Source organism: Duganella aceris, assembly GCF_011090165.1.
Taxonomy (GTDB): Bacteria; Pseudomonadota; Gammaproteobacteria; order Burkholderiales; family Burkholderiaceae_D; genus Rugamonas; species Rugamonas aceris.
Window position 1 is genome coordinate 276,539 of the sequence record NZ_JAADJT010000001.1, and the last position, 17,928, is coordinate 294,466.

Here is a 17,928-nt window from a genome sequence, read left to right on the forward strand (position 1 = left end):
CTTTCCCCATGGGGAGAGACGTCCAATCAGTGCGTAAAAACTATAAAGGATCAGTATGAAAAACCACAAGCAGCGTAGTCCGCTCAAGCCGTCCGTGCTCGCCATCCTCGGCGTGCTGGCCGCGATCAGCGCCCAAGCCCAGGACCAGCCCGCAGCACCGGCCGCCGACGACAGCGTGGTGGTGTTCGTGCCCGGCTTCCGCGCCAGCCTCAACAGCGCGCTCAACATCAAGCGCAGCAGCGACGGCATCGTCGACGTGATCAAGGCCGAGGACATCGCCAAGTTCCCCGACGCCAACCTGGCCGAATCGCTGCAACGCGTGCCGGGCGTGTCGCTGACGCGCGGCGACGGCGGCGAAGGCAAGCAGATCACCGTGCGCGGCCTGAACGCCGGCTTCACCCGCGTGCGCATCAACGGCATCGAAGGCGTCACCGCCACCGGCGCCTCCGACATCAACGGCAGCACCAACCGCGGCCGCGGCTTCGACTTCAGCGTGTTCGCGTCGGAACTGTTCAACAGCCTGGAGGTGCGCAAGACGTCCGAGGCGGCGGTCGAGGAAGGCTCGCTCGGCGCCACCGTCGACCTGCGCACCGCGCGCCCGTTCGACTTCAAGGACCGCACCTTCAGCCTCGGCGGCCAGGCGCTGAACAATTCGCTGTCGCGCAAGACCGAACCGCGCGTGACCGCGCTGTATTCGGACCGCTGGAAAACCCCGGTCGGCCAGTTCGGCGCGTTGTTCTCGGCCGCGTATTCGAAACGCACCGCGCAGGAGGAAGGCTACGAGGCGGTCGAGCTGCTCAGCGCCAGCAACGACGGCGGCTTCTGCTCGCCGCTCGGCTATGCGCCGCAGAATCCGGTCAACACGCCGGTCAAGGGCATCGACGCCGCCAACTGCGGCTTCGGCGTGCCGCGCACCTCCAACACCGACGCCTACAACAGCGTCTTCTCGCGCACCGACAACTACGGCGGCACGGTGGCCAATCCGCTGCCCGGCTCGGGCGCGTTCGCGCCGCGCATCCCGCGCTATCGCCGCTCGCTGACGCAATACGAGCGCACCGGCCTGACCGGCTCGATCCAATGGAAGAACGACCGCGACAGCGCGCTCAACCTCGATCTGCTCGGCGGCAAGTTCAACAACAGCCGCTACGACAACTACATCTCGGCGATCTCGTTCGGGCGCAGCCTGGGCCAGTCCAACGGCAAACCGCAGACCTCGATCCTGGAGACCAACTTCAACCAGAACGGCAGCTGGGACTACGGCAAGTTCAACGCGGTCGACATCCGCACCGAGGGCTTGCTCGACAAATACTCGACGCTGTTCAAGCAATACGTGCTGTCCGGCCACCGCGACCTGACCGACCGCTGGCGCGTCGACTTCCTCAGCGGACAATCCAAGTCGGACCTGGACGAACCGATGCGCGCCACCGTGCAGTTCGACTCGCCGAACGTCAACGGCTTCTCCTACGACTTCCGCAACAACCGTAATGTGCCGACGCTGAACTTCGGCATCGACGTCGCCAATCCGAACAACTTCAGCTTCGCGCCGCAGGAGGCGGACGGCACCTTCCACGGCCAGTTCGTCGGCCGCTACCTGCACACCCGCAACACGCTGAAGACCAACGAGATCAACACCAGCTTCGAGCTCAATGACAACCTGACCTTGCGCGGCGGCTTCTCCAAGCGCGACAACACCTGGAGCAACGTCGAGATCGCATCGGGCGGCAACGGCCTGGCCTTGCCGAGCGGCGTCTCGCTGGCCAGCCTGACGCGCCAGATCAGCGACTTCGGGCGCGGTCTGGGCGGCAGCGGCGTGCCGACCTCGTGGACGGCGGTGGACCTGGATAAATTCCGCGCCGTGTACGACATCGAATGCCATTGCTCGAAGGTGCCGGGCTCCAGCTACGACCTGCTGGGCCAGGTCAACCGCGGCGTCGACGAATCGATCAAGGCGCTGTTCCTGATGGCGGACTTCAAGTACGACCTGTGGTCGATTCCGCTGCGCGGCAATGTCGGCGCGCGCGAGGCGCACACCGACGTCACCTCGTTCGCGCTGGTCAACGCCAACGGCGTGCTGCAACCGGCCACGATCACCAACAGCTACCGCGACTTCCTGCCGGCGCTGAACGTTTCGGCCACCTTGCCGCACGACGTGATGCTGCGCTTCTCGGCCGGCAAGACCGTGGCGCGGCCGGAGTACACCGACCTGGCGCCGTCGACCACGCTGTCGTCGCAAAGCCAGACGGTGAGCATCGGCAACCCGATGCTGGCGCCGATCCGCGCCAAGACCTACGACCTGCAGGCCGAGTGGTACTACGCCAAGAACGCGATGGTCTCGGCCGGCGTATTCCACAAGGAGATCGGCACCTTCATCCAGGGCGTGTCGGAGCGCGCGGTGTTCTCGTCGCTGGGCTTGCCGGATTCGATCCTGATCGGCGGCGGCTGCAGCATCACCGGCGGCACGCCGGCCTGCCCGACCCTGCCGAACACCACCGTGGTGGTCAACCGCAAGGTCAACACGCCGGGCGGTCCGCTGACCGGCTACGAGCTGAACCTGCAAGCGCCGTTCAGCTTCCTGCCCGGCATCTGGAGCAACTTCGGCTTGCTGGCCAACTACACGCATGTGGATTCGAAGATCACCTACATCACCCGGGTCGACAATCCGAACACGGCCGCCAACGAGAAGCTGACGCAGCAAGCCAACTTCACCGGCCTGTCGCCGAACGCGCACAACCTGACCTTGTTCTACGAGGACAACAAGTTCAGCGCACGGGTCTCGGCGGCGCACCGCTCGTCGTATCTGCTGGCGGTGCTGGGCGACGTGCAGGGGCATGACTTCACCACGGTCGACGGCTCGACCAATGTCGACTTCAGCATGTCGTACAACATCACGCCGCAGCTGCGGGTCAGCTTCGAAGGCCAGAACCTGAACGACACGCCGCTGCGCTACGGCCGCGACAGCCAGCGCAACGACACGCTGCTGTACGTGCACTCGGGCCGGTCCTTTGTGCTGGGGTTGAACTACAAGTATTAATCGCGACGATTAATGCTCGCGCCACTGGTCGAGGTTGTGCGGCTCGGCCAGCGGCGTGCCGTTGCGTTCGGCGCGGAAGCGGGCCGAGGCCGCATACACGGCGCGGCGCACCCGCATGATCGAGCCGATCGGGCGGTGCGCGGCGATGCAATGCCACGGATTGAATTGCATGCCGTCGTCCACCAGCAGCGACAGGCTGTGGGTCCACCCCGCCTGCGGCTCGGCGCGGATGCGCGCCACGGCGATGAACGGACTGTCCTCCTGCGGCCATTCGACCGAGGCGTCCTCGATCGGCATCTTCTCCAGATCGGTGCACAGCTGCACCCGAAGTTCCCACTCGGCGCTGTGTTCGGTCATGAAATCGACCACCGCGCCGCGCAGGCCGTTGGGTTTGTGGTCCAGGTCGACTTCCTGGTCCTTCAGCGCCACCAGCTCCGGCGACACCGGCGCCAGCGACAGCTTGGCCATGTGGCGGCCGTACAGCAGCGGCACCTGGGTGAAGAAGGTTTCGCCGAGGATGTGGGTCAGCGGCTGGCCGCCGAGTCCCTTGAGCGCGCCGCTCTCGCCGCCGACCGCCTCCAGCGCCTTTTCCGCGCCGCGCAGGGCCGCCGACAGCGCTTTCTTCAGGCCGGGCGCCTTGTCGGTGGTGGCGGCCAACAGCTTGGCGTTGCCGAGGAATTGTTTCGCCGTCGGCACCAGGAAGGCCGGGCCGTTGACCATCACGAAATCCTGGGTGACGTCGCCGGCGCCGTCGGGCAAGCGCTCGCCGGGCACGCCGATCAGCTTGATCGCCATGCCGCGCGGGGTCGAGACCTTGTCGTCCAGCAGATCGCCGGGCGTGGTCGACAGCCGCATCACCACCGGCCACTCGCCGTCGATGGTGGCGAACAGGCCCTGGGCGAAATCCGGCGGCAGGTTGGGCAGCACGCGCAGGGTGCCGCGCAGCAGGCCGTGGCTCTTGGCGTGCACGCCGCGCGGGGCGTGGCCGCTGTCCTTGTCGACGGTATCGGCGATGCCGCGCATGGTCTCGGTCAGACCGGCGATGGTTTCGGCCTCGCCCTCCTCCGGAATTTCATACGAAGGGTCGTAAGGCAGGGGCTGGGTCAGATGACGGGTCGGAAAGTCCATGGGGGATCCTGTAAGAGTTGATCCTCCATGTTGGCCCAAGCCGCGCCGCGCGTCTGTGGCGGCGCGCACCTACGGCAATATGCGCTGCCTGATCCAGGCGGCCGTTTCCACTTCGTTCTTGGCGCCAGCCGCAACCGCGAGCATGAAGTTGACGGCGTCAATGTCGGCGAATTGGAGCTTGACGCCATTGATCGCCAGGAATAAGCGTCCGACAATCCAAGCGGTGCGCTTATTGCCGTCGCTGAACCCATGACTGGTGGCCAAGCCGTAGATATACGCTGCGGCCAGATCGGCCGCATCGGGAGGCGGGTTGCCGTAGGCAGCAAGGTTTGGCGCCTGGTTGAGGGCCGCCTCCACCGCGTTCAGATCGCGCACACCGGACAAACCGCCATGGATCGCCAATTGTTTATCGTGGACAGCGTAGACGGTGGCCGGTTGAACCCAGTTCCACGTCATTTAGCCAAAGCGCGAAGGATCTCGCGGTCGTCGTGCATGATGGATTCTGCCATCTCCATCTGACGTGCGAACTCGGGATTATAGGGCGTGATCCGCATCGCCCCATCGGGCGCTTCAGTCAAATACAAGATATCGCCCTTTTGCACATTCAGGATACGTTTGGCCTCTTTGTTCAAGATCAAGCCTTCCGACGCCCCGACAGTAGTCACTTTGAATGTCAACATGATACCTCCATATAATTTTTATTATATAGGGAGGGACTAGCGTGTCAATGACGAGGTGGTTGGGTCGCCCTCTTAAACGGTTGCGGCGGTGGCGTTTTAAGCTCGCGCAGGCAGCGCGCCACCACGCCGGTCACCTTTGCTTGAAGGTCTTTGGAGGTGATGACGGTGCAAACGAAAACATCCTGGGGAATAATTTTGGACAGCGTCAACTCGTTGGCGGCGCCATAGCCGCAGTTGAGCCATTTCTGCAAACCGGGAACTTGACGCATTTGCCAGGTAGCCATCGTTTCATACCTGCCGTCCGAAGCCGCCGAAGGCTCCACCCCAGCCCTGGTCACCGGCGCACCGTAGATGATGGCGCCGGCGGTTACCATCAACGACGAGGGCGCGAAGGGCGTCCAGCCTTGGGCGATCGCGTCGAAGCGAATTCTTCGCGCGTCGAACAGATCGGGACAGGCGACCTGATATTCGACGATATGGGCACGATCAAGCATCGCCGAATGCCCCTGCGATACGAAGACGAGCGGCATCAGAAACGCCACCGCCAAATTACACCACCGATTCTCCATAGCCTTCCTCCCCTCCCGCATGGCGGACGAATTGAAGGCACATGGTGCATCGCTCGCATGCACTTGTCTTTGACGCTACTCATGCCCGGAGGAATAAGTAGCGTCGCGGACTCAGGCGAACTTGGTGAAGTCCGGCTTGCGCTTTTCGAAGAAGGCGGTGAAGGCTTCCTTGGCTTCCGGGGCGCTCAGCATGGCGGCGAAGTATTTGTTTTCGGCGGCCATGGTGTCGCTGACCGGGCCTTTGCGGGCGGCTTTCATCAGCTGCTTGGTGGCGCGGATCGAGCTGGCCGGCAAGGCCACCAGCTTGGCCGCCTGCCCTTGCGCAAACGCCAGCAGCTCGGCCGCCGGCAGCACCTTCGAGACCAGGCCCATCTCCAGCGCTTCCTGCGCCAGGAAGGCTTCGCCCAGCATCAGCTTCTCGGCGGCGCGCGGGTAGCCGGCGATCTGCGTCAGCAGCAGGCTCGATGCGAATTCTGGGCACAGGCCCAGCTGCACGAACGGCATCGAGAACTTGGCGTTCTCGGCCGCGTAGACCAGGTCGCAATGCATCAGCAGCGTGGTGCCGATGCCCACCGCTGCGCCGGATACGGCCGCTACCACCGGCTTGGCGGCGCCGCTCAGCGCCAGCATGAATTTGTAGACCGACCGCTCTTCCAGCGCGCCGTCGCGGCCGCTTTTCATGAAGTCTTCCAGATCGTTGCCGGCGGTGAAGATCTCCGGCTTGCCGACGATCAGGATGGCGCGCACGGCGGTGTCCTGCTCGGCGTCGTTGATGGCGTCGGCCATCGTTTGGTACATCGCGGCGGTGATCGCGTTCTTGCGTTCCGGGCGGTTGAATTCCAGCGTCAGGACGCCGTTTTCCTTGGTGCTCAAAATATCCATGTCATCTCCAGATGATTAAGGGCGCCGCAGCGCCCTTTTACCCCGCACTGCCATGCAGGGTCGGACCCCGTACGGGGTCCGACCCTTAAGCGGTAACGCGTGCGTATCGCTAAAGGATGCGGGTTAGACGCGTTCGATGATGCCGGCCGCGCCCATGCCCGCGCCGACGCACATGGTGACCATGCCGTATTTAAGCTTGTTGCGGATCAGTGCGTGCACCACGGTCGCGGCGCGGATCGCGCCGGTCGCGCCCAGCGGGTGGCCCAGGGCGATCGCGCCGCCCATCGGGTTGACTTTGGCCGGATCCAGGCCCAGGTCACCGATCACCGCCAGCGCCTGTGCGGCGAAGGCTTCGTTCAGCTCAATCCAGTCCAGCTGGTCCTGGGTGATGCCGGCGGCCTTGCAAGCATCCGGAATCGCGAACTTCGGACCGATGCCCATGATTTCCGGCGGCACGCCCTTGACCGCGAACGACGAGAACTTGGCCAGCGGAGTCAGGTTGTGCTCGCGCAGGAACTTCTCGGACACGACCAGCAGCGCGCCGGCGCCGTCGGACATCTGCGACGAGTTAGCCGCAGTGACGGAACCCTTGGCGGCGAACACCGGCTTCAGCTTGGCCAGCGATTCCATGGTCGAATCGGCGCGCGCGCCTTCGTCGGTGTCGACGGTGCGGGTCTTGACGTCGATCTCGCCGGTCACCAGGTTAGGGGTGCGGGTGATGATCTCGACCGGGGTGGTCTCATCCTTGAAGAAACCGGCCTGCTGCGCGGCGATGGCGCGGCGGTGCGATTCGACGGCAAACGCGTCCTGCGCTTCGCGCGAGACTTTCCACTGGGTCGCCACTTTCTCGGCGGTCAGGCCCATGCCGTACGCCATGCCGACGTTTTCGTCGGTGAACATGTTCAGGTTCATCGATGGGTGGTGGCCCATCATCGGCACCATCGACATCGATTCGACGCCGCCGGCGATCATCGCATCGGCTTCGCCGACGCGGATGCGGTCGGCCGCCATCGCCAGCGCGGTGATGCCCGAGGCGCAGTAGCGGTTGATGGTGACGCCGCCGATGGTCTTAGGCAAGCCGGCCAGCAGCACCGATTGACGCGCGATGTTGAAGCCCTGCTCGGCTTCCGGGAACGAGCAGCCGATGATGGCGTCGGTGATCAGCGCTGGATCCAGGCCCGGCGCCTGCGCCAGCGCCGATTGCAGCACGCGCACCAGCAGGTCGTCCGGACGGGTCTTGTTGAACATGCCGCGCGGCGCCTTGCCGATCGGGGTGCGGGTCGCGGAGACGATGTATGCGTCTTGAATTTGTTTGCTCATTATGTTCTTCCTTTAGTTGCGGACCGGCTTGCCGGTTTGCATCATGCCCATGATCCGTTCCTGGGTCTTCGGATGGTTCAGCAGTTCCAGGAACGCTTTGCGCTCCATGTCGAGGAACCACTGCTCGTTGACGAACGAACCCTGGTCGACATCGCCGCCCGACACGATCTGCGCGATCATCTCGCCCAGCTTGAAGTCGTGCGCGGAGATGAAGCCGCCGTCGCGCATATTCACCAGTTGCGCCTTGATGGTGCCCCAGCCGTAGCGGCCGGTCACCTGGATCGGCGTCTTCAGCGGCGGACGATAGCCCTTGTCGAACATCGCGCGCGCTTCAACCTTGGCCACGTGCAGCAGCTCGTACGGGTTGAAGACGATGACGTCGTCTTCCTTCAGGTAACCCATCGCCTGCGCTTCCAGCGCCGATTTCGACACGTTGGCGGTGGCGGCGTTGGTGAAGCCGGTTTTCAGGAATTGCAGAATGTCGTTGCCCTTGGCTTCCTTGAAGGCGCGCGATGCCGCCTCTTTCAGGCCGCCGCCGGCCGGGATCAGGCCGACGCCGACTTCGACCAGGCCGATGTAGGACTCGATGGCCGCCACGCGCTTCGATGCGTGCAGCGCCATTTCGCAACCGCCGCCCAGCGCCAGGCCGGCCACCGCGGCCACCACCGGCACGTTCGAGTATTTCATCGCCATGAAGGTGTCTTGCAGTTCCTTGATGATCGGGTCGACCGCCTTGGCGCCGCCCTGCATGAACGCAGGCAACGCCGATTGCAGGTCGGCGCCGGCCGAGAACGCGCCGCCATCGGCCGCGTCCGCGCTCCAGATCACCAGGCCCTTGAAGTTCTTCTCGGCTTCGGCCAACGCCATCTTGAAGCCGTCGATCACGCCCTGGCCGATCACGTGCATCTTGGTCTTGAGCGAGATGACCAGCACTTCGTCGTCCAAATGCCACAGGCGCACCGAGTCGTCCTCGAACACGGTGGTGCCGGCTGTGCGGCCATCGATGGCGCCCGAACCCAGCACCGGCGCGCGGAACGCCTGGCGCTCGTAGACGGCCAGCGACGAGCGCGGCACGAACGATTGGGATGCGGCCGACCACGAACCCTCGGGGGTGTGGACGCCGCCTTTTTCAGCGACCGGGCCTTCGAACACCCAGGCCGGCAGCGGCGCGTCGCACAGCGCCTGGCCGGCGTCGATGTCTTCCTTGACCCAGGTGGCCACTTGCGACCAGCCAGCGGCCTGCCACGTTTCGAACGGGCCGACGTTCCAGCCGAAGCCCCAGCGCATGGCGAAGTCGATGTCGCGCGCGTTGTCGGCCACGGTGTCCAGGTGGATCGCGATGTAGTGGAAAGCGTCGCGGAAGATCGCCCACAGGAACTGGCCCTGTGGATTGGTCGATTCGCGCAGCGCCTTCATTTTCTTGACTGGATCCTTTTCCTTCAGGATGCGGGCGATGATGTCGGCGGCCTTGCCGCCACCGGCGACGTATTCACCGGTGGCGAAGTCGAGGCGTTGGATGTCCTTGCCGACCTTCTTGTAGAAACCGGCGCCGGTCTTCTGGCCCAGCGCGCCTTTTTCGACCAGGCCAGCCAGCACGGCCGGGGTCTTGTAGACGGCGGCGAACGGGTCGTTCGGCAGGTAGTCCTGCATGGTCTTGATCACATGGCCCATGGTGTCCAGGCCGACCACGTCGGCGGTGCGGAAAGTGCCCGACTTGGCGCGGCCCAGCTTGGCGCCGGTCAGGTCGTCGACCACGTCGACCGACAGACCGAACTTCTCGGCTTCGTGCACGATCGCCAGGATGCCGAACACGCCGACGCGGTTGGCGATGAAGTTAGGCGTATCTTTTGCTCGAACCACGCCCTTGCCCAGCGTGGTGGTCAGGAAGCCTTCCAGCTGGTCGCTGATTTCCGGCTTGGTGAACTCGGTCGGGATGATCTCGACCAGGTGCATGTAACGTGGCGGGTTGAAGAAGTGCACGCCGCAGTAGCGCGATTTCAGATCGGCGTCGAAACCTTCGGACAGCTTGGTGATCGACAGGCCCGAGGTGTTCGAGGCGAAGATCGCGTTGGCGCCGATGTGCGGAGCGACCTTCTTGTACAGGTCGTGCTTCCAGTCCATGCGCTCGGCGATGGCTTCGATGATCAGGTCGCACTCGGCCAGCTTGGCCAGGTCGTCCTCGTAGTTCGCCACTTCGATCAGCGCGGCGTGGTCCTTGTTGCCCAGCGGCGCAGGCGACAGTTTTTTCAGGTTCTCGATGGCGCGCAGCACGATGCCGTTCTTAGGACCGTCCTTGGCCGGCAGGTCGAACAGAACGACCGGCACTTTGGCGTTGATGCAATGGGCGGCGATCTGCGCGCCCATCACGCCGGCGCCCAGCACGGCGACTTTTTTAACGATGAAATTGGTCATGTCGTTTCCTCTAAGTTCTTAGAACAGGTCGGCGTCGAGCGCCATCAGGTTGGCGGAGCCCGAACGCGCCTGGCGAATCAAGGTTGCGGTTTCCGGCTGCAGGCGGGCGAAGTAGAAGCGCGCCGTCGCCAGTTTGGCTTTGTAGAAATTGTCGCCGCTGTCTTCCTTGGCCAGCGCGATTTTCGCCATCTGTGCGAAGAAGTAGCTGTAGACCATGTGGCCGACCACGCGCAGGTAAGGCACGCAGGCCGCGCCGACTTCGTCCGGATTCTGGAAGGCTTTCATGCCGATTTCCATGGTCAGCTTGGTGACTTTGTCGCCCAGGTCGCCCAGCGGGGTGATGAATTCGCTCATCGCTTCATCGGTGCCGTTTTCTTCGACGAAGTTCTTGATCTTCTCGCCGAACTTGCGCAGCTTGGCGCCGTTGTCGCCCAGGATCTTGCGGCCCAGCAGGTCCAGCGACTGGATGGTGTTGGTGCCTTCGTAGATCAGGTTGATGCGGGCGTCGCGCACATACTGCTCCATGCCCCATTCCGAGATGTAGCCGTGGCCGCCGAACACTTGCATCGCTTCCGAGGTGGCGATCCAGGCGTTGTCGGTGATGAAAGCCTTGACGATCGGGGTCAGCAGCGCGACTTCGTCGGCGGCTTCCTTGCGCACATCTTCGTCAGGGTGGTGCAGTTCGCGGTCGATCTGCAGCGCCACGTACGAGGTGAAGGCGCGCGCGCCTTCGGCGTAGGCCTTGCCGGTCAACAGCATGCGGCGCACGTCCGGGTGGACGATGATCGGATCGGCCGGCATTTCCGGATTCTTCACGCCCGACAGCGAACGCATCTGGATGCGGTCCTTGGCGTAGATCAGCGCGTTCTGGTAAGCGACTTCGGTCAGGCCCAGCGACTGCATGCCGACGCCCAGACGGGCCGCGTTCATGAACACGAACATGGCGTTCAGGCCCTTGTTCGGCTGGCCGATGATCCAGCCGCGCGCGCCGTCCAGGTTCATCTGGCAGGTCGAGTTGCCGTGGATGCCCATTTTTTCTTCGATGGCGCCGCAGGTGATCGGGTTGCGTTCGCCGACCGAGCCGTCTTCCTTCGGCAGGTACTTAGGCACCAGGAACAGCGAGATGCCTTTCGAGCCTTCCGGCGCATCCGGCACGCGGGCCAGCACCAGGTGCAGGATGTTGTCCGCCATGTCGTGTTCGCCGGCCGAGATGAAGATCTTGTTGCCGGTGATCAGCCACGAGCCGTCTTCCTGCGGCAGCGCTTTCGAGCGCAGCATGCCGAGGTCGGTGCCGCAGTGCGGTTCGGTCAGGCACATGGTGCCGGTCCATTCGCCGGAGACCAGCTTCGGCAGGTAGACTTCCTTCTGGTGCGCGGTGCCGTGTTCCTTCAGGCACTCATACGCGCCGTGCGACAGGCCCGGATACATGGTCCATGCCTGGTTCGACGAGTTCAGCATTTCGTAGAACGAATTGTTCATCACCACCGGCAGGCCCTGGCCGCCGTATTCAGGATCGCAGGCCAGCGCCGCCCAGCCGCCGTCGACGTACTGCTTGTACGCTTCCTTGAAGCCTTTCGGGGTGGTCACGGTATGGGTCGCCGCGTCGTGCTTGCAACCTTCGCGGTCGCCGGAGTGGTTCAGCGGGAACAGCACTTCCGAGGTGAACTTGCCGCCCTCTTCCAGCACCTGGTTGATGATGTCGGCATCGACTTCGGCGTAGTCCGGCAATGCTTTCAGTTCCTGTTCCACATTCAGCAGCTCGTGCAGAACGAATTGCATATCCCGGATTGGCGCGACGTATTGACCCATGGTTTTCTCCTGATGACTACTGTGTTTGATTTAATTAAATTGGTGCTTGCGGATTGCGGTAGGTCTCGATCAAGCGTTCGAAGCCCTTGCCGGCGCGCTCCAGGCTGCCCGGGATGCGCAGGAAGCGCGCATCGTGGTGCAACGCCAGGATCAGGCCGTACATTTCGTAGACCAGCTGTTGCGGGTCGGTGTCGGTCTTCAGGTCGCCGCATTCGACGGCTTGCTTCACGCAGCGCAGCAGGGCGCCCTGCCAGGCGCCGACCATCGCCATCAACTCTTCGCGGATCGGACCCGGACGGTCGTCGTACTCGACCGCGCCGCTGATGTAGATGCAGCCCGAGGCCACTTCGATGGAGACCCGCTTGACCCAGCGCGCGAACATCGACTGGAGCCGCTGGATGCCGCGCGGCTCTTTGACGCTGGGGAAAAACACTTCCTGCTCGAAACGGTGGTGATACAGCTTCAACACTTCCAACTGCAAATCTTCACGCGATCCGAAATGCGCGAACACGCCGGATTTGCTCATGTTCATCTTATCCGCGAGCAGACCGATGGTCAGGCCTTCCAGACCATCACGGCTGGCCAGATCCAGCGCCACATCCAGGATCGCCGCGCGGGTTAACTCGCCTTTTCGCATAAATTTAGTTGAGGTATTAATAAGATTGCATCCCGAAGTTAAATTTAATCATGGAGAGAAAAGAGCATTCTGCTCCAGCTAAGTTTACTCCGTGTGAAAAGAATTGCGAACGCTCGTACTATTATCCACTGAGGGGTAAAAGTCAAACAGTACCGTTAGAGGTGGCGTTCTATTGCTGCGGCGCAGCATCGCACCCCGCACGGCGATAAGTCGCGGGGTCTGTCCCCGGATGGGGACAGACCCCTCTGACGGTGGGGTAAGGGGCTGCTACGATCCGCCGAATTTGTGGATCTGGCGGCGGTCGCGCTTGGTCGGACGGCCCTTGAAATCGTCGCTCGGCTCGCGATACAGGCGGCGGTGCTCGGCCAGCGCGATGCGGCGGGCGACGCTGACGTCGGTCTCTTCATACAGATTGCGCGCGATCGGCGCGGCGGCCCGCACGTCGGACAGGCCCATGACATCGACCTCCCACGCGTCGGAACCGTTGTCGATTTCCAGCGTATCGCCGATGCGCACGTTGCGCGCCGGCTTGACCTTGTCGCCGTTGACGGTGACCTTGCCGCTGTCGATGGCGGCGATGGCCAGCGAGCGGGTCTTGAAGAAGCGCGCCGCCCACAGCCATTTATCCAGTCTGACACCTTCGCTCAAGCGTATTTCCCCATTGCAAAAACCCGCATCAGCAATTTGTAGAACACAAACGCGATCTCGTACCCGATGCGGCGGAAGTGGCCGACGTGTTCGAAGTCGGCGTAATCGATGACCACGCCGTCGGCGATGGCGTCCTCGATGTGCTTGCGCAGGCTCTGCGCAAACGCCGCGTCCTTGATGACCACGTTCGCTTCCTGGTTCAAAAACAGGCTCAAGCCGTCCACATTGCTGGAGCCCACGGTGGCCCAGTCGTCGTCGATCACCGCCACCTTGGCGTGCAACTGGGTCTTGTGATATTCCACCACTTTGACGCCGGCCGCAAGCAGCTTTGGGTAGAAGGAGTGCGCGACCGCGTCCTGCAGCCAGATTTCGCCGACGCCGATCAGCAGCGTCACCTCGACGCCGCGCTCGGCGGCGGCGGCCAGCGCATGGCGGAACTTGGCGCCCGGCGCGAAATACGGATTGGCCAGCAGCACCGTCTTGCGCGCGCGGCCCAGCGCCTGCAGGTAGGCGCGCTGGATGGTTCTGCGGTTGCGCAGGTTGTCGCGCACCACGAAACCGGCCTGCACCATGTTGTCGGCGGCGATCTTGTTCACCTTGCGCATGTCCTTGTACAGGCTGAAGCGCTTCATCAAGCCCATCTTGCCGAGGCGGCGCCACTGGGTGCAGGCTTCTTGATGAATCGACGCCACCAGCGGGCCGCGCACCTGCACCGCGAAATCCCAGCGCGGCGACGGCAAGCTCTTGGCGTGGTCGTAGTCGCAGAACAAATCGTCGTTGATGTTGATGCCGCCGACGAAGGCGACGTTGCGGTCGGTGACGCAGATCTTGCGGTGGGTGCGGGTCACGCCGCGCTTGAACCAGGGGTTGAACACGCGGTGCTCGACGCCGGCCGCCACCAGTTGCTCATGCATGCTGCCGATCTGGCGCCGCCCGGTGCCCCACCAGTCGGTGATCATGCGCACCTGCACGCCGCGCTTGGCCGCGTTCATCAGCGCCGTCAGCACCGCCTTGCCGGTCTCGTCGCCGGCGAAGATGTAGGTCTCGAAATACACCTCGTATTGCGCGGCGTCGATGGCGCCTATCAAGGCGGGGAAATAGTCGGTGCCGGTGTGCAGCAGCTGAACATCATTATCGGCGACGAAGGTGACGTTGCGCATAGGCTCTCGCTCAGGCCAGCGTCAGGTTCGCAACAATCGGGGCGTGGTCGGACAGCTTGGCCCACAGGCTGCCGTGCATGACCTCCGCCGCGTCGACCTTGAAGCCGCGGACGTAGATGCGGTCCAGGCGGAAGAACGGCAGGGCCGAGGGAAAGGTCCGCGCCGGATTGACGCTGGATTTGCGCCGCAGCGTGCGCATGATCTCGTCCAGCGTCGAGCTGGAACCGATCTGGTCGAACGCCTCGACCACGCCCAGCGCGTTGCGCAGTTCGGTGCCGAGGGTGTTGCGCCAATCGTTGAAGTCGCCGGCGATGATGACCGGTTCGCCGTCCGGCGCCGATTCGCGCACGGCCGAGATCAGCGCCTGGGTCTGGCGCCGGCGGCCGGACTCGAACAGGCCCAGGTGCACCACGTAGCAGTGCACGATGCCGCGCTCGGTGTTCAGCACGCAATGCAGGATGCCGCGTTGTTCGTAGGCGTGGTCGGAGACGTCGTGGTTGGCCTGGTTGGCGATCGGGAAGGCGCTCAGCAGCGCGTTGCCGTGGTGGCCGTGGTCGTAGACCGCGTTCATGCCGTAGGCCGCGTGCAGGTGGCGCGACTCGCCGGCGAAATACTCATGCTGCGCCGCAGCGGGCCAATGCTTCTGCCCGAGTTGCTCGGCGCCGTATTTGGCGGCCTTGAGGTCGTGTTTGCCTTGCACCTCTTGCAAAAAAACCACATCGGCGTCGAACAGGCCGATCGCCTGCTTCAGCGCGAGGACGCGCGGCTCGGCGCGGATGGCGGAGACGCCCTTGTGGATGTTGTAAGTGGCTACGCGGATTTTCATGCCCCCATTCTAACCCTGAGTCCGGAAACGCGGTGTTCGCCGCCGCACATAGCGTTGGATGGTATGCGGCGGTTCAGCCAATTTTTATTTGACGTCGCTCAAGCGAGGATTTATCCGATTGACCGTGCTGTCTTTGTGGCCGAGCAGCAGATGCTCGACACTGATGTCTTCATTAAGCGCGTCCCAGTGCAGGCCCTTGCCGTTACCGCTGAAAATGTATTCCGCGCGCTGTTCCTGTGTGGCGTTATTCAGTCTCGAAAAAAACTGAGCTGCACGCCCAGCGTGCGGCCATCGACCAAATGCACCCACATATTTTGCTCGTCAAAAGACAATTTCAATGCCATAGCGTTATTCATCAAAGTAGTCCTTCGCAGCCTTGGCCGCGCACATGAATATGCATCGGCTCGCGCGGCACGCCTTCGCTCGAATAAAAGTACAGCGCATAACCTTTGTAGCGCAAGATGACAGGCATGGCAAGCGGCACACGAAGTAGGAGTGAGCTTCGATGTTAGGCCGTGCATGCAGCGCCTCTTTGAGGCGGCACAAGCTAACGGATCTGCTGCGGCAGCTGGAGGATGGCTTCGGCGTTGGAAGAGGAGAAGCATTTGTCGGCCGCTTCCAGGTATGGCAGCCAGACGTGGTTCAGGTGCTCGCGCGGACTCAGCGTGATGACGCTGTCGCGCGGCACTTCGACGCTGAAGACGTGCTCGGTGTTTTCGGTCACGCCCGGCGCGTAGCGGTGGCGCCAGACCGGATAGATCGTATAGATATTGGATAGCCGCCAGTCGCGCAGCACGACGCGCTCGCCGTCGGCGACGATGCCGGTTTCCTCGAACAACTCGCGCGCGGCGGTGGCCGGCAACGGTTCGTCGGCCGCGTCCAGCGAGCCGGTCACCGATTGCCAGTAGCCGGGCCGGTCGGCGCGCTCGATCAGCAGCACTTGCAGGTCGTCCGTGTGGATAATAACAAGCACGGATTCGGGTATCTTAAATGCGGGCATTTCTAAACATTGTGAAGTTGATTGAGCCTGACGATGCATCGCGCCAAGCTTGGCGAATTTTCCTGCGCGACTTCCGGATCCCAATGATCAATAATGAAACGCGCAAGTTCAGTCGAATACAGCGGCCCTTCACTGGCAGCCTGTCCAGATCTAGGGACCATTGCTTCACGAAGTGCTTTCGAACGCGCACCGCGAGCGAGGTTTATCATGGCCTGTTTAGGATCAGCGATCATCTCCGGATTCGATGGTATCTTCACAATAGATATCCCAAGAAAATCTGCAACGCCTCGCCGGTCCGCCAAAATCCAAGACTCAATCTCACGTACAACCAGCCGAAAAATATGAGCTGCTGCCGGGCGAGGAAGCCATTCCTGGACTAACGCCCCTGGACATGCCGCACCGGTGTCCATAAAATCCACTAAAGTCAATAACCCGGATGCGCCCAGCGATTTATCAAAAGCGTTAATTTTTTGCGCAATGTAATTCCAGCCTTGTTTCCCGTATGTGGTTCCGGTCTCATGGTCACAGTGCGCCAACAACCGAGATGCCACGGTTGCGTCCACATACCCTTCCACCAAGAGATCTATACGCATTAGAACGCCAGCGCTAACTGGGCAATATCTTTCGGCGCGGACTTGGGCAATATGACTTCAGCTACTGATAAGCCATGCTTGACCATCTCCCGTTCGGTCGCATCGGCAGCCAACACTTTAGTGCCGTCCTTGCCCGGTTCAAGCCTCAAAACCTCGTCTGCTGCAATGCCTTTGTCCCCGAGTAAGTCCTCCGAGTGAGTGCTTATAAACACTTGGCGTTTAATGCGACGCGATCGGTTAATACGCTCGATCATTTGCGGCAAACGGCTTACGACTTCGGAATGCAAAGATATTTCTGGCTCCTCAAGCAATAAGGGGCCCTCACCTTCGAACAAACTCCACAACAAGCCAAGTAAACGCAGCGTTCCATCCGATAGGTCACGCTCATATTGCTTTGCATCTACTCGACGCCAATGTTCGTACCCCACAACCAAATGCGGCGAACCCACGTCGTCCATCGCAACTTCCAACTTGGTCAACTGCGGAACGGCGACGCGCAATGCTTGTCCGATCTTCTTCAAACGCGAATCGCGCGTTCTTTCCTGTGTACGCCACATCCGCATCAGAAAATCCCTACCAAAAGGATCGTCCGCGACGGGATTGGCAGTGAATCCCTTGGGATCGCGTACAACCTGAGGTAATAAATTTTGATAAGAAACACTTCGAAAAAACTCCGAAAGCTTTCTAAACTGATGGTTAGCCACCACTTGTTCAAGCGACGTGTAAAACAATCTTTCTGGGTCAAGACCATCCTCTTTGTTTGGCCGCTTCTCGACCACAATACCGTTGCGGGAGACCACCTCTTCCTTGACCATTGGCCGGCTATTATTGTCTTGGTTGATGACAAGACGGTAATTCCATTGATCGGACTCGTCGTCTATTGCTATTTCTATGTCAATGTTTGAATACTGGCGTGCGCTCAAACAACGCAAGACCCCAATACCTCCTCTATTCACTCGAACGGCCTTTTGCAGTCCTTCTCCGGCAATATCCCTAAGAAATCGAAATACATCGAGAAAATTCGACTTTCCCGATGCATTTGGACCGATTAAGATGACTCTGGCTCCAAGGTCAACATCCACCAAGTGGAAATTGCGCCAGTTCCTCAATTTGAGGTGTTTAATCTGCATAGATACCTTTGCCCGACGTTGGGATATTCAAGTAAGTGCTTACCAAACCATATACAACATAGAGCATACGAAAAAAATCGACAACAAGCTACTGTCCTGATTG

17 protein-coding genes are annotated in these 17,928 nt (G+C 61.8%); 1 reads left to right on the plus strand and 16 read right to left on the minus strand.

From position 1 onward, the window contains the following. Positions 1 to 55 precede the first annotated feature (55 nt). Complete coding sequence (locus tag GW587_RS01190; RefSeq protein ID WP_166097583.1) at positions 56 to 3,031, plus strand: TonB-dependent receptor; 2,976 nt, start codon at positions 56 to 58, stop codon at positions 3,029 to 3,031. Between the two features lie 9 nt (positions 3,032 to 3,040). Here the strand turns inward: GW587_RS01190 and GW587_RS01195 are convergent, their stop codons facing one another. The 16 genes from GW587_RS01195 to GW587_RS01275 all read right to left on the minus strand — a co-directional run bounded on the left by GW587_RS01195 (position 3,041) and on the right by GW587_RS01275 (position 17,825). Then, positions 3,041 to 4,159: a catalase family protein gene (locus GW587_RS01195; protein WP_166097585.1), complete on the minus strand. Its 1,119-nt coding sequence runs from the start codon at positions 4,157 to 4,159 to the stop codon at positions 3,041 to 3,043. Positions 4,160 to 4,228: 69 nt separating this feature from the next. Continuing rightward, on the minus strand, positions 4,229 to 4,615 hold the full coding sequence (locus GW587_RS01200) for a type II toxin-antitoxin system death-on-curing family toxin (RefSeq protein WP_166097588.1): 387 nt from the start codon (positions 4,613 to 4,615) through the stop codon (positions 4,229 to 4,231). Next, the gene (locus GW587_RS01205) at positions 4,612 to 4,839 is read right to left on the minus strand and encodes an AbrB/MazE/SpoVT family DNA-binding domain-containing protein (RefSeq protein ID WP_166097591.1); all 228 of its coding nucleotides are present in this window, start codon (positions 4,837 to 4,839) and stop codon (positions 4,612 to 4,614) included. Before GW587_RS01205 ends, GW587_RS01200 begins: the two co-directional genes overlap by 4 nt. A gap of 44 nt (positions 4,840 to 4,883) precedes the next feature. Beyond that, positions 4,884 to 5,408, minus strand: a complete 525-nt coding sequence (locus tag GW587_RS01210) for an STY0301 family protein (protein WP_166097592.1) — start codon at positions 5,406 to 5,408, stop codon at positions 4,884 to 4,886. Between the two features lie 111 nt (positions 5,409 to 5,519). Beyond that, positions 5,520 to 6,290, minus strand: coding sequence for an enoyl-CoA hydratase (locus GW587_RS01215; RefSeq protein WP_166097595.1), 771 nt, complete (start codon positions 6,288 to 6,290; stop codon positions 5,520 to 5,522). A 123-nt stretch (positions 6,291 to 6,413) separates the two neighbouring features. Continuing rightward, positions 6,414 to 7,610: an acetyl-CoA C-acyltransferase gene (locus GW587_RS01220; protein WP_166097598.1), complete on the minus strand. Its 1,197-nt coding sequence runs from the start codon at positions 7,608 to 7,610 to the stop codon at positions 6,414 to 6,416. Positions 7,611 to 7,622: 12 nt separating this feature from the next. Next, complete coding sequence (locus GW587_RS01225) at positions 7,623 to 10,022, minus strand: 3-hydroxyacyl-CoA dehydrogenase/enoyl-CoA hydratase family protein (RefSeq protein ID WP_166097601.1); 2,400 nt, start codon at positions 10,020 to 10,022, stop codon at positions 7,623 to 7,625. A gap of 18 nt (positions 10,023 to 10,040) precedes the next feature. Next, entirely contained in the window at positions 10,041 to 11,831 is a 1,791-nt protein-coding gene (locus tag GW587_RS01230) for an acyl-CoA dehydrogenase C-terminal domain-containing protein (RefSeq protein WP_166097604.1), read from the minus strand. 34 nt (positions 11,832 to 11,865) lie between these two features. Then, positions 11,866 to 12,468: a TetR/AcrR family transcriptional regulator gene (locus GW587_RS01235; protein ID WP_166097608.1), complete on the minus strand. Its 603-nt coding sequence runs from the start codon at positions 12,466 to 12,468 to the stop codon at positions 11,866 to 11,868. A gap of 267 nt (positions 12,469 to 12,735) precedes the next feature. After that, positions 12,736 to 13,116, minus strand: coding sequence for an RNA-binding S4 domain-containing protein (locus GW587_RS01240; protein WP_166097611.1), 381 nt, complete (start codon positions 13,114 to 13,116; stop codon positions 12,736 to 12,738). After that, positions 13,113 to 14,276, minus strand: a complete 1,164-nt coding sequence (gene clsB, locus GW587_RS01245; protein WP_166097613.1) for a cardiolipin synthase ClsB — start codon at positions 14,274 to 14,276, stop codon at positions 13,113 to 13,115. Before clsB ends, GW587_RS01240 begins: the two co-directional genes overlap by 4 nt. Before the next feature lie 10 nt (positions 14,277 to 14,286). Next, positions 14,287 to 15,102, minus strand: coding sequence for an endonuclease/exonuclease/phosphatase family protein (locus tag GW587_RS01250; protein ID WP_166097616.1), 816 nt, complete (start codon positions 15,100 to 15,102; stop codon positions 14,287 to 14,289). 355 nt (positions 15,103 to 15,457) lie between these two features. Continuing rightward, positions 15,458 to 15,574 (minus strand): DUF4160 domain-containing protein, encoded by a 117-nt coding sequence (locus tag GW587_RS31800; protein ID WP_166097618.1) that lies wholly within the window; start codon positions 15,572 to 15,574, stop codon positions 15,458 to 15,460. Between the two features lie 75 nt (positions 15,575 to 15,649). After that, the gene (gene nudB, locus GW587_RS01265; RefSeq protein ID WP_166097620.1) at positions 15,650 to 16,102 is read right to left on the minus strand and encodes a dihydroneopterin triphosphate diphosphatase; all 453 of its coding nucleotides are present in this window, start codon (positions 16,100 to 16,102) and stop codon (positions 15,650 to 15,652) included. Between the two features lie 2 nt (positions 16,103 to 16,104). Beyond that, entirely contained in the window at positions 16,105 to 16,695 is a 591-nt protein-coding gene (locus GW587_RS01270) for a DUF4276 family protein (protein ID WP_166097623.1), read from the minus strand. Then, positions 16,695 to 17,825, minus strand: a complete 1,131-nt coding sequence (locus GW587_RS01275; RefSeq protein ID WP_166097627.1) for an AAA family ATPase — start codon at positions 17,823 to 17,825, stop codon at positions 16,695 to 16,697. Before GW587_RS01275 ends, GW587_RS01270 begins: the two co-directional genes overlap by 1 nt. Between the last annotated feature and the right edge of the window lie 103 nt (positions 17,826 to 17,928).